Annotated in this window: 11 protein-coding genes; 4 read left to right on the top strand and 7 right to left on the bottom strand. The window is 44.0% G+C overall.

Annotation, left to right across the window (positions count from 1 at the left end):
• Window positions 1-513: 513 nt before the first annotated feature.
• From KCTCHS21_RS11960 to KCTCHS21_RS11945, 4 genes are all read right to left on the bottom strand, one after another.
• Window positions 514-753 carry a DUF3892 domain-containing protein gene (locus KCTCHS21_RS11960; protein ID WP_130608078.1) on the bottom strand — a complete coding sequence of 80 codons (240 nt, stop codon included), beginning with the start codon at window positions 751-753 and terminating at the stop codon, window positions 514-516.
• Between the two features lie 188 nt (window positions 754-941).
• Window positions 942-1,184: a hypothetical protein gene (locus KCTCHS21_RS11955; RefSeq protein ID WP_130608075.1), complete on the bottom strand. Its 243-nt coding sequence runs from the start codon at window positions 1,182-1,184 to the stop codon at window positions 942-944.
• On the bottom strand, window positions 1,184-3,373 hold the full coding sequence (locus KCTCHS21_RS11950; protein WP_130608072.1) for an alpha-galactosidase: 2,190 nt from the start codon (window positions 3,371-3,373) through the stop codon (window positions 1,184-1,186). Before KCTCHS21_RS11950 ends, KCTCHS21_RS11955 begins: the two co-directional genes overlap by 1 nt.
• Before the next feature lie 45 nt (window positions 3,374-3,418).
• Window positions 3,419-6,541 (bottom strand): beta-galactosidase, LacZ type, encoded by a 3,123-nt coding sequence (locus tag KCTCHS21_RS11945; protein ID WP_232058169.1) that lies wholly within the window; start codon window positions 6,539-6,541, stop codon window positions 3,419-3,421.
• Between the two features lie 113 nt (window positions 6,542-6,654).
• Here KCTCHS21_RS11945 and KCTCHS21_RS11940 point away from each other — a divergent pair, with 113 nt between their 5' ends.
• From KCTCHS21_RS11940 to KCTCHS21_RS11925, 4 genes are all read left to right on the top strand, one after another.
• A complete protein-coding gene (locus KCTCHS21_RS11940) occupies window positions 6,655-7,488 on the top strand; it encodes an AraC family transcriptional regulator (protein ID WP_162309318.1) in 834 nt (277 codons plus the stop codon).
• A gap of 71 nt (window positions 7,489-7,559) precedes the next feature.
• On the top strand, window positions 7,560-8,594 hold the full coding sequence (locus tag KCTCHS21_RS11935; protein WP_130608066.1) for a hypothetical protein: 1,035 nt from the start codon (window positions 7,560-7,562) through the stop codon (window positions 8,592-8,594).
• Window positions 8,595-8,993: 399 nt separating this feature from the next.
• The gene (locus KCTCHS21_RS11930) at window positions 8,994-9,431 is read left to right on the top strand and encodes a MarR family winged helix-turn-helix transcriptional regulator (protein WP_157994024.1); all 438 of its coding nucleotides are present in this window, start codon (window positions 8,994-8,996) and stop codon (window positions 9,429-9,431) included.
• Between the two features lie 109 nt (window positions 9,432-9,540).
• Window positions 9,541-10,566, top strand: coding sequence for an LLM class flavin-dependent oxidoreductase (locus KCTCHS21_RS11925; protein WP_130608060.1), 1,026 nt, complete (start codon window positions 9,541-9,543; stop codon window positions 10,564-10,566).
• A gap of 24 nt (window positions 10,567-10,590) precedes the next feature.
• On the opposite strand, the gene KCTCHS21_RS11920 is transcribed toward KCTCHS21_RS11925, so the two are convergent.
• The 3 genes from KCTCHS21_RS11920 to KCTCHS21_RS11910 all read right to left on the bottom strand — a co-directional run bounded on the left by KCTCHS21_RS11920 (window position 10,591) and on the right by KCTCHS21_RS11910 (window position 12,937).
• Window positions 10,591-10,998, bottom strand: coding sequence for a DUF6232 family protein (locus KCTCHS21_RS11920; RefSeq protein WP_130608057.1), 408 nt, complete (start codon window positions 10,996-10,998; stop codon window positions 10,591-10,593).
• Window positions 10,999-11,129: 131 nt separating this feature from the next.
• Window positions 11,130-11,900 carry a zinc ribbon domain-containing protein gene (locus KCTCHS21_RS11915; RefSeq protein WP_130608054.1) on the bottom strand — a complete coding sequence of 257 codons (771 nt, stop codon included), beginning with the start codon at window positions 11,898-11,900 and terminating at the stop codon, window positions 11,130-11,132.
• An 80-nt stretch (window positions 11,901-11,980) separates the two neighbouring features.
• Window positions 11,981-12,937: a helix-turn-helix transcriptional regulator gene (locus KCTCHS21_RS11910; RefSeq protein WP_130608051.1), complete on the bottom strand. Its 957-nt coding sequence runs from the start codon at window positions 12,935-12,937 to the stop codon at window positions 11,981-11,983.
• Window positions 12,938-13,033: the final 96 nt, after the last annotated feature.

The raw sequence follows: 13,033 nt of genomic DNA, 5'->3' as shown, positions 1-13,033 counted from the left end.
AGAATAGAGCGGCGGCTCCGACTAATTCGGGTTGCTGGGGCACATTTGGGACAGAGTAGAGCGGCAACTCCGACTAACTCGGGCTACCAGGGCACCCATGGGACAGAATAGAGCGGCGACTCCGACTAACTCGAGCTACCAGGGCACGCATGGGACAGAATAGAGCGGCGACTCCGACTAACTCGAGCTACCAGGGCACGCATGGGACAGAATAGAGCGGCGACTCCGACTAACTCGAGCTACTGGGGCACGTTTGAGACAGAGTAGAGCGGCAACTCCGACTAACTCGAGCTACCAGGGCACGTTTGTGGCAGAATAGAGCGGCGACTCCGACTAACTCAGGCTACTGGTGCACATTCGGGACAGAGTAGAGCGGCGACAACGACTAACTCGGGCTACTGGGGCACAATTGAGACAAAGACAGCCTCGTGAGGTTTGAGCGACACGCTTTAACCGAAATAAAGGCCACCCAAATGAGAAGTCTCATTGAGCAGCCTTTATTTTTCAATTGGGTTAGAAGGTTGGCAATTGATCCAGATTATTGTCCGTGCGTCCATCGGGATCTGAGCGTAGATGTTCATCCCCATCGCGACCTTTGAACACATTCACATTTTCAATCTGATCGTTCTTAGCCATCTGCTGGGCTTCTTTGTAACCAACAACTTGACCCGATGATAGCTGCAGCTCCACAATATCACCATCACCATTTTTTCTAACTGCTACGATTTGCTGTTTACCACTTTGTTGCTCCATACTAAACACCTCCGTCGAAATAGGATGTGCAATATGGAAGAAAATATACTGCTAACGAACCCAAGAACTGTTAAACACTCGAAATCCAATGGTTTTAAATTGTAATGAACTCCACACAACTTATATTCAACAAAGTAGCACCATTACTCCAAGTTATGACGCAATAGCGCCTCTGCGGTTCGTTAGGATCAATTAGAAGTCATTTTACCGCTAATAAGCTCGGTATGATTCGTTAGCCACAAATCACACATTAAACTCGTACAAACCGCCAAACGTAGCTTGGGTAGTCTCCATTTACTGCTAATAAGCTCGGTATGATTCGTTAGCCACAAATCACACATTTCACTCGTGCAATCCGCCAAACGTAGCTTGGGTAGTCTCCATTTACCGCTAATAAGCTCGGTATGGTTCGTTAGCCACGACTCACTCATTAAATTCGCACAAACCGCCAAACGTAGCTTTGGTAGTCTCCATTAAGCTGCGGAATAGGCAAGCCAGAATACATAAGCTGATCGCCGCCGTATACTGAACCCTGTTCTTCGACCCGATACTTCGCATTCGCATCCAAGCCTTTGAATCTGATCCAATCCAGTGGAGCATTCGGCTCTGCAAGAACACGGACATATACTGCGAATGCTTCCGATCCATCCTCAGCAACCATTATCCATGCCGTATCATTTCCTTCGAATGGGCTGCGAATTCTATAAAAATCACCAAACTGCACCAAGTGTCGAATTTCTTTGTACTGCTCCACTTGCCGTTTGACTTCTCTTTTCTCGTCATCGGCCATCTCGGTCAAATCCAGCTCGTAGCCGAAGTTGCCTGACATAGCAACATTTCCCCGTGTCTGAAGCGAGGTTATGCGATGCAATTGGTGGTTAGGTACGGCAGAAACGTGAGCACCCATTGTACTTATCGGGTAGACCAAGCTAGTCCCATATTGGATCCGCAACCTGCTAACAGCATCGGTATTATCACTCGTCCAAGTTTGTGGCATATAGAAAAGCATTCCCGGATCAAACCTTCCGCCCCCGCCAGAGCAGCTCTCGAATAAAATGTGCGGAAACTCAGAAGTAATAGCTTCCATGACCCGATATAGGCCAAGCATGTAGCGATGTGCTGTTTCACGCTGACGCTCTGGCGCTAGCAAAGCTGAGCCTATTTCGGTCATATTGCGGTTCATATCCCACTTTACATACGTAATCGGGGCAGATCGAAGCACTGAGCTAACTGATTCAATCAAATAATCGCATACATCCTCACGTGATAAATCAAGAACGAGCTGCTTGCGACCCTCTGTTTTCCGACGCTCCGAAACATGAAGACACCAATCGGGGTTCGCACGATATAAATCACTATCCGGAGAAATCATCTCAGGCTCGAACCATAAACCGAATTGCATATCTAGTTTATTGACGCGTGTTGCCAGATCGGCTAAACCGTTAGGCAATTTACGATAATCTACCGTCCAATCCCCTAACGAGGAATCGTCATTATCTCTTCTTCCGAACCAACCATCGTCAAGAACAAATAACTCAATACCTAATTCTTGCCCAACCCTTGCGATACTCTCGATCTTTTCTGCATTAAATTGAAAATAGGTTGCTTCCCAGTTGTTCACAAGAACAGGTCTCGGTTGGTCCCTAAATACTCCACGACACAGGCGAGTCCGGTACAAGCGATGATAAATCCTCGACATTCCACCAAGCCCATCAGCCGAATAGACCATGACCATCTCAGGGGTTTGGAACTCCTCCCCTACCTCTAAGCGCCATTCAAAGTCAAAAGGATTGATTCCCATTGTTACTCTAGTTGTGTGGAATTGATCCACTTCGGCTTGAGCGATGAAGCTACCACTGTAAACAAGGCTGAACCCATAAGCTTCTCCATGGTCCTCATCTGCATTTGGTGAAACCAAAGCGATAAAAGGATTTTGCTGGTGACTGCTTGATCCTCTACGACTTTCAACAGACTGAATACCTGGGTATAACTGACGTCTGTGAATGTCCCTTTCCCGCGTCCATGCTCCTGATAATTGTATAAAATGGAACCGGTCATGACGAAAATCTACACTTCCACTTAAAGCTCGAAGCAACCGTAGCGTCGAACTGCCCTTATTTACTAATTTAACTGACCTAACAATCGCATCATGCTCAGCAAAGACCGAATAAGTCAGAATGACACGCAGTCCAGTCTTCCCGTCCTCAAGTTCAAGCTCCAAGGACTGACCTTCTTCATCCTTCTCTACATATGTAGAGGGCAATCCCTCGAGCTTTGGTTTGCCATCTAAGATTCGATGAGTAACATAAGCAAGCTCAGTTATGGTAGATCCATCCTCAAGCTGTACTTGATAAGCAGGATGCCGGAAATCACTCGTCCCGAAGGCTGGGTACTCTTGCGGCAAAGTATCGAAGGATATAGTACGATCCTCAGGATAAGGATTTGGCGAAAACGAGCACCTCTCTAGAAATGTTAGCATTCCCTCCAGCGGATAGTCAGACAGCTTGCGTCCCCAATAGGCATGCATAGGCACACCATTGTTATTTAATTGAATAATGTAACTCGTATTTGGACCTTGTAAATGAAACAGACGATGCTTAGCGTTATAATGAATTCCCATGTTAGTAGGCCTCCGCATTGTAAATTTATTAATCCTTCATGCAATCTAACCAACAATTCCCTTTATCGCAAAGGAATAAGAGTAAGTCCGATTAGAGTACAACGTATATTCTGGATGGGTGGGAGCGCCCCAGCTGTCATCTCCGCCAACGCCCATTTGCTTGTAGTTGACACGAACGACTGTTTTATCTGACGAAGGTAGCAGGTGATAATGATCATACTGCTCAAGCTCATAAGGCGTATAAGGAAGAGCATTAAGCTCGAATACTGGTGCTCCTTCAACTCTGATACCTTTACCATCTTTGTTCGTTAAGGTTGCAAAGCGTACCTCTGTTTTATTTCCCGTCTCTTGCGGACGTAAATAAGGCTCAACCTGGTCAATTACCTTCCCGGAAAATAAACCTATTTTAGCACCTGTGGAACGATCCCAATAATTCTCGTGAGGTCCTTTGCCGTACCAGGTAACTGTATCAAAGGAAGAATCCATTTCAAATAGTATTCCAATCTCCGGCAATCCAGGCAAATCTCTACCCGGATTTAGATCCAATCGCACACCAATCTCGCAATTTCCACGAATCGAATAAACTATTTTTACCGCTGATTCCGGATTTGTTGGCAAACTGTATTCAACGTTTACTTCTACTCCAGCAGGCACTGAAGCTACACTAAACTTTACTAGCTTGCGGTTTTGTCCCGCTTCCCGCCAAGTTGCGCTGCGCTCATGATGCTTGTTCCCTCTATCATTGTCGGTATAGGCTCTCCAGAAATTCGGTACAAGCGGCTGCTTGAGCAATTCAGTCCCTTTAACCTGATAAGAAATCAAATCCCCCGTATTCTCATTAAAAGTAGCGGAGAAATGTTCACCCTCGGCAATCCAAGTATTCTCGTTTCTGTTGATCTGAACGACAGGATGCAACAAATCTTCATTGCCTGCAACCGGAATTGAAATAGGTAGCACGAATTGCTCGAACGCGACTTCATGTCCAGCTTCCGCCCACAATGTACCTTCCTTAAGAACAGCGCTTATTGTTAGCACAAACTCATCCCCATAGCTCGCTTCCTTAGGATATGCGTCCAATAAATCTAGGATAGCCGATTGTCCTGGAGCCACTTGAAGCTCTATCTTCCCCTCATTTACGGGAACGCCATTGTTAGCAAGCTGCCACATAAACTCATATGTGCTTAGATCAGTGAACAGATTGCGATTTTTCACATGGAATAAGCCCTCTTGCAGCTTTTCTGCTGTGAACTGGATGTTTTGATAGCATTTTTTCACCTCATAGAGCTTAGCCGACACCTGACGATCCGCAAAAACAATACCATTTCCACAAAAATTCCCATCATGCGGCGACTCTCCAAAATCACCACCATATGCCATATGGGACGTTCCATCCGCAGCCTGAACTCGAATAGCTTGGTCTACCCAATCCCAAATAAAACCGCCTTGTAGAATAGGGTATTTCTCAAATAGGTCAGTATACTTAGACAAACCACCGCAGGAATTTCCCATCGCATGGCTGTATTCGCACAGTACGAACGGCTTTGTAGGAGCAGGAAATTTCAATGCATATGCCTCAATATCTTGCGGCTTCGTGTACATCTGACTCTCGACATCGGATGCAGCCTCTGACTGACGATGATTAAATACCCCTTCATAATGAACGACACGGGAAGGATCCTTCGCACGTAAAAAATCATGCATATGAACGAAATTGTCTCCTCCCCAAGCTTCATTCCCTAATGACCAGATGATAATAGACGGATGATTCTTGTCACGCTGGAGCATGGAGTTACAGCGGTCGATGACGTTATCTCGCCATTCTGGCTTACTCGCTGGAATCGGATCCGGTTCTTCCTGGTCCACAGAACCCATAGTGCCATGCGTCTCCAAATTGGTCTCATCAATGACATATAGCCCATACTCATTACACAACTCGTACCATCTTGGATTATTGGGATAATGCGACGTCCGAACAGCATTAATATTGTGAGCCTTCATTAGCTTCACATCGCGTATCATATCTTCTTCTTTAAGAGCTCTTCCTGTATCACATGAAAATTCATGCCGATTTACGCCTTTGAACTCAATGCGTTGTCCATTGATTTTCATTAGCCCATCTTGAATTTCGAATTTGCGGAAGCCTATTTTACAGCTGATAAATTGGACTACAGTCCCTGCTTCATTCGTCAATTGGAGCACAAGGGTGTACAGATTAGGCTGCTCAGCACTCCACTTCAACGGGTTGGGCACTTTTACTGAGCCTTGTACTTCACTCTTCTCATTCGAGCCTAAGACTGCTTTAATCGATAATGCTTGCTGTAGCACTGCACGCTGCTTTGAATCGTAAAGCTCAGCATTTATAGTCCAACTACCAGCATCCTTACCAAAATAATTCACTAGCGTTGCGTCAATGCGCAAGCTCGCATCCTTAAACTCATCGTCAAGATCGGTATGAACAAAAAAGTCATAAATATGCGTATCCGGAGCCGTGAACAAATATACGTCGCGGAAAATTCCGCTCATTCTCCAGAAATCCTGATCCTCAAGCCAGCTCGCATCACACCAACGGTATACTTCCACTGCGAGCTTATTCTCACCCTCTACGAGATAGGGTGTCAGATCAAACTCTGCGGGAGTAAATGTATCTTCGCTATAACCAACTAAATCCCCGTTTAACCATATATAGAAAGCCGATTCTACCCCCTGAAAGCTAATAAAAACAGGCTTATCTGACCAATCTTTCGGTACTTCAAATGTTCGAATATAAGAACCAACAGGGTTATATTTGGTTGGTGCAAAAGGTGGCTTCAACGGCTCAGAATCAATCCAAGGATATCTGATATTCGTATATTGCGGATAATCATAGCCTTGAAGCTGCCAGTGAGCAGGCACCTGAATTTCATCCCATTCCTCTGAATTAAAGCCTACCTTATAAAATGATTTAATCCTTTTATCAGGATTTTCGGCAAAGGCAAACCGCCATAGCCCATTTAACGAATGGTACGAGGAAGACTTTTCTCGGTTGCCGATCAAGGCTTCTTCCAATGAATCATGAGTCATTAAGGTTGCATGCGCATCCATTCGATTAAGCTGAAAAATCTCAGAATTATTATTCCATTCAGGATAACCATTGCTGGGTGGCGAATAAGTAAATTTAGTTTTGGACAAAACGTAAACCACCTTTCATAATATAACTATATTCACATTATAAATTGACTACCTCCCTATTCCTATTTCAACATTTTAATATAACTATCAAAATATGAAAGAAGATGACTCAGATGGACGCCCCGGTATTTCCTACATTAACGGATACAGATTCAAAGCTTCCCGTATACCTCACAAGCATCGGACATTGGGGGAATCAAGAGAGAACAAAAAGACCCGAAGGATTTCCTGATTATCAGTGGCTGCAGGTTGTATCCGGTACAGGCGAGCTTATAGTCGGTGGTCAGCAATATATCGTTAAGGCTGGACAAGGATTTTTCCTTTTTCCACATGAATCTCATTCCTATCACTCCCTAACCGAGCCTTGGGAATTATACTGGGTTTCTTTTAACGGAAGCGCCATGTCTACATTACTACTGCATCAAGCGGATGTTACGCAATCAGGTGTTTACACCGTCACGGATCCAGACATCCTCCTTACACACATAAGAAGCATTTATACGATTGCAAGTACTGGACGCCCTTTCGTTAGCCTAGAGTGCTCTAAGCTGCTGTACTCTTTTATGCTGGACCTTGTAAAAAGTGTCTGGAGCAAAACGCCATCGACCGCCCAAAGCTATATGAAGCTGCATCCAGTCATTCAATATATTGAAGCTAATGTAAACAGACCTATCACAATTGATGAAATGGCCGACTGCATCGAGGTCAGTGCACAATATCTCTGCCAGTTATTTAAAACCACGATGAAGATGCGACCAATGGAATATGTGAACCGTGAACGGATAAATAAAAGTAAGGAATGGATGTTCCGCGACCCCACACTACGGATGCAAGAAATCGCTCATCTAGTAGGGTTCGACAGCCCAAGTTATTTCAGCTCCGTGTTCAAAAAGGTCGCAGGAATGAGCCCTGAGCAATTCAAAAGGTTTCATGGTATAAGAATCTAAGTAAATAATTCCCAAAATTATATGGTAAATATGGTATAATAATATTATTACCTATTAAGAGGAGAGACATCATGTACACGACTAGCAAAAAAAGCTTCAAAATGGTTATCTTTACTTTACTAACAGTTCTTATCTTGTCCGGCTGTAATCTAGGAGAAGCAAAGAGCAAAATCTTTACCTCAGAAAATGAAGAAATTCAATTAACGGCAAGCAGTAGCTGGAAGAAGGACCCCACACTTGCTACTCAATCCACTCTAGGAATTTCCCAAAGAAAAGCAGAAAAGTACGCTATGGTCACTAAAACTCCAAAAACTGATTTGGCTAGCGATGCTACTTTGGAAGATTACAAAAATGTATTTCTACAAAGCTCCCAATCATCTGTAACTGACTATGAAGAAACAGCCCAAAGGGAAACGACCATAGATTCTTCACCCGCTCTTATGTTTGAAGTAACTGGAGAAGTAACAAAGATTAAAATACATTATCTAGTTGCACTAGTTGATAAGCCGGATGGATTCTATCAAATTCTAACGTGGTCTACCAAGTCTGGATTTGTTGATCACAAAGAAGAATTAGATCAGGTCATTCAGTCGTTCAAAGTACTTAAAACCACAACTGAGCAGCCTAAAGCTACTAATACTCCTAAAAGCAGCTCTGAAACAGAAGTAAAGACAAGTGAGGACGGCAAGCTAGAAATTACGATTCCTAAAGGCTGGGACGATAAAGTCGAGTTAATGCCTGATGCAGATATTCAGGCTATGAATGGCCGCGAAGAGGAATATTTGGTCATTCTTAGAGAAAGCAAAAGCGATTTTGCAGATGACTTCTCTCTAGAAGAATATAGAGATATCATCATTGATAACATGGCCGGCTCATTAATCAATGCTAACGTATCCGAGCCTAAGAAATTGGTTATCAACGGTATGTCTGCTTTGCAATATGAAATTTCTGGTGAAATGGACAAGCTTAAAGTCTCTTATCTTGCAACGATTATAGAATCTGATAATAATTTTACACAAGTCCTGTTCTGGACACTTCTGAACAGAATGGAAAACAAACGTGAAGCTTTCGCGAAAGCTGCAAGCACCTTCAAAGACATCAATTAAATCGTTCCATTGGACAATTATGGAATAGCTCACTTTGATCAATAATGACGTTCAAACGAAAAGGTGTTGGTACAGAAGGTTATTCCTGTGCCAACACCTTTCGTTTTTAATCAACTGTTGCTTGAGCAGATTATGCACAGAGGTTTCTTTTTGTATTATTATTTACCGTAATCGATGAGAAAAAGAGGGGAAGTATCTCCTGTAGGAGCGAAGCGTTTGTCTTTGAGATCGTGAAATCTCCTTTTTAAGAGTTTACCCATTCAGATTTCACGATCTCAACCCACAACCGGAAGGAGATACTTCCCCGCAAAAACTATAATCGATAGACTTTACTTGAATTGACATACGAACGGACATAGAGTAGGATAGTCAATAAATTGACTTATGGAGCTACCCACCTTGGACAATTCAGATCATTTGCACGGCAGTATTGTCGTTAATATTTTCCGATGCTCAAACCTGCTGGAACGTATCGGTCGTAAACTTGCCTCTGAAGTAGGTTTAACGAGCGTTCATCAATGGTTTATTCTGTCCGCTCTGTCTAATGGGGATTTGTCCTTAAAGCAATTAGGTAAAAATACACTCGTGACCAAGCAGAACATGACTGGCATGATTGAACGACTCAAGCAAGGGCAATTTGTGACTACTTATGAGGCGCACGATGATCGTCGCATGACCCTTGTGAGCCTTACTGAAAAAGGAAAACAAGCTCTAACCCATCTCGACCGCTTCGGCATTACGAACAACGAAGCCTCTTTCGAGCATATTAAGCTGGATGAGCTCACGTCGTTTAATCGATGCCTGCAGCAATTAATCGAGAATATGAATAAGGAGTAGTTTACGTTATTACTCTGTTACGATGGTTTCTTTTGGATATTTGGTCAATATATTGACCATAGTATAAAAATAATAAATACAGTTTTAACTATGAGGAGGAACATCCGCCATGACTTCATCCCAACCTGCCCAACCCGTTACTTTCTCCGTTCTCGATCTAGCTAGCATCACTATGGGCAGCACACCCGCAGTTTCTTTACAGCATTCTCTTGATCTTGCACGCCATGCGGAAAAATGGGGCTACCACCGCTTCTGGCTGGCCGAGCATCACAATATGCCCGGGATAGCTAGCTCAGCTACTTCCGTCGTCATTGGCCATATCGCAGCTGGTACTTCAACAATACGAGTAGGATCAGGCGGCATCATGCTACCCAACCACGCTCCATTAGTTATAGCAGAGCAGTTCGGAACATTGGAATCCTTATTCCCTAATCGAATTGATCTAGGTCTGGGTAGAGCTCCGGGCTCTGATCAAGCCGCTTCACGAGTATTACGCCGTGGATTAGGTGCAGGCGGGGAAGACTTCCCTGCCCTTCTGAGTGAGCTTCGCTCTTATTTTAACCCTCCCGAAGCCTCTATTAACACTGCCGTTCGCGCTATACCGGGTGAAGGCCTCAATATTCCGATTTGGCTGCTGGGCTCAAGCGGGTTCAGTGCTCAGCTTGCTGCACAGCTCGGACTACCTTTCGCATTCGCCAGCCATTTTGCTCCGGATTATTTACTTCCAGCATTAGAGCTATATCGTACCGGCTTCCGCCCTTCCGAGGCATTGGATAAGCCACATGTCATGGTCGGGGTAGGTATAATAGCCGCAGATACGGAGCAAGAAGCAAAAAGACACGCTACCTCTCAGCAGCAAGCCTTTCTTAATATGATTCGCGGGAGATTCGGTCAATTGCCTCCCCCAGTAGAGAGCATGGACGGGCTTTGGTCTCCACATGAGGAAGCTGCACTTCTCAAGCAGTTCAGCTATTCTGTAGTAGGCAATCCCGAACAAGTTAAAACAAAGCTTCAAGCTATTATTAATGAAACCGGTGCGGATGAGCTAATTATGGCTTCTCAGATCTTTGATCATAGCGCACGCCTAAGATCTTATGAGATTATTTCTGAAGTGCGCGAGCAATTAAGTCGCTAGTCCAACACTTCTTTTCCCGTTATTTTAGCTAATCATCATATTACGCTGTTTTGTTTCCACCATAGAGCGGCTAAAAGCATTAGCCAGTCCTTCTAAGTAAGCATACTCTGTAACGCCTATCATCTCCTTCTCTCCCGAGGAGAAAACGAGCCAAAGCTTATGCACAGGCTTTATGAATATATAAAGAGACACCGAAGTAATGAGACCAAGGAAACCGATTAGCGATACTATGGAATGCAATTGGAAATTCCAAGCGAAGCCAGTTACTATCAAGAGCAGCTCCAGAACAAGTAACGTATATGGAATTTGCCTCTTTGATTTGACAAGTTTGATCGAGCATAAATGCTGGATAGCATATCGAGTGTTACCGTTAATGAACAGCTCCCTCGTTATAGTGAAATTATTGTCTTTGTAAATGGGCTGGATTTCCATCTAAAAATACCTCCTCAATGATGGGTTCATCCATGTTATTTCGACACTCAGATGGAAAATCCTACCTACCTTATTCAAAAAAGAAAACCGATCGCAGCTTTTATGCTTATCGGTTTTCTTTCTCTATTTTACTATTCGATTGCAATATAAATGTCAACCTGAGCATTAGCAGGATCTGCGCAGGATTCACCATATAACTCAAAATCACCTGTAAACGTTCTTTGCAGCTTTGATTCGGCAGACAATCTCCAGATGTCTTGCCAGGCATCCACTACCACTCCAGGTAACTGGCCCTTCTTCGTTGTAAAGACAGCATACCGAGACGCCGGAATGACCTTAGCCGTTAACCCTTCTGGAATGGCATCTATTTCATTCACCTTAGAGCCTATAAGAATGGTATACTCACCTGCCGCGCCATTCTCATAATCGATATAACATCCGTAAACCGGCTGAGCTCCTGTTTGAGGGATATGTGGAATCGATTGCTGTATACCCTCGCCCCAGAACTTACCCCACAAGGCTCCAATCTTAGCTTGTTCACCCATTTCATCCTTGTTAGTTGTTCTAGCAGCGACTCCAACTAGCTTAATTTCATCCAAATTAGTCATTTCAAAGCTCAGCTCCGACTGCTGTTCCTCTCCGGATCTCCAACGCTCCAAGCTTGGAAGGGAGCTAGCAAGCATCCCTCTTGCAACTTGCTCATCCATTCCCTCTTCCACTAAAAAAGGAACACAGAAGCTCACCATATCATCCACGGTAAAATCCGGTTGAGTAAATTGTCCGTTCTCGTAGCAATATTTACAATATTGTGTAATCACATTTCCCTGTTGATCCGTTCCGTACACATCTTGACTTGGTAGTGGCATTCCGCAGCTTTGGCAATGTAGCTCGACTTGTTGCATTCCATTCACTCCTTATTAGTTGGTTACGAGACTAACTATACTAGAAGTAACTTGACAACAGATTGTCAGGTTTAGAAGCATTACTTGTACATTTGCTGAATGCTCGCTGCGATTTCTTTTATTTTACCGCGAATATGCTCCGGCTCCAGCACCTCTACATCCTGTCCAAAGCTCAGAATAAAGCCGTACAGCCAACGATCCTCTGGATAATGAACCGAGACGATGTAACGAGCTTCCTTTTCAGAATTCTCTCCACTCGCTTCAATGTTCAATGCCTCTATACCGAACCATTCCTCCGCAATGTGCTTGGCTCTCTGATGGAATCGCAGCCGCAATGTAGTCGTCTTCTCTGGCGAAGACCACTCCTCATTCCATGGAATTTGCTCCACAGATACATTTTTCCTCACAAAGCTACGCTTCTGATCCTCGATATCCTTCATACGAAATAGCTTGAACAACCGAAATTGCTGACGCTCGAGGCAGAAGGCGTATAAGTACCATGATTGCTTCTTTAATACGAGAGTGTGAGGTTCAACGCTACGTTTAGTAACCTCACCTTGTGCATTACAATAAGTAAATGTAATCTCAAAGCCCTTCTCCACCGCTGTTTTGAGCTGGGCGAGCTTTTCCTCCATCGGACCTTGTCGGCCCCAAGGGGACATATCGACGATAAATTGCTGGGTTTGGAACTGAAATTGTTCAGACTCCGCTGCAGGAACGATGCTTTGCATTTTCTCCAAAAGCTGCTTATTGCTAGAGCTTCCGTGGGTGGTTGAAACGCTTTGCAATGCTGTAACAATTGCTACGAGCTCATTGTTCGTTAGCACGTTGCGATCAAGTCGATAGCCATCCGACAAACCTATTCCGCCGCCCGCTCCTTGATAAGAAATTACCGGAATTCCTGCTTGGTTTATGACGTCAATATCCCTGTATATAGTACGAACTGAAACCTCGAAATGATCTGCAAGCTCCTTCGCTTGAATCATTCGACGATTAACTAGCATAATAACGATGGCTAGCAAACGATCTAACTTCATGATTAACTCCCGTTCTTAGTCACTTTTTTTTCGCTTTCCCTGTAGCTTTTCAGAAATCTTAGCATGTCCCCTATTCGAGAGCAACATTTTGTCACC

Source organism: Cohnella abietis (assembly GCF_004295585.1).
GTDB lineage: Bacteria > Bacillota > Bacilli > Paenibacillales > Paenibacillaceae > Cohnella > Cohnella abietis.
The sequence above is the reverse complement of the archived record's forward strand: the minus strand, read 5'-3'. Positions and strand labels throughout refer to the sequence as shown.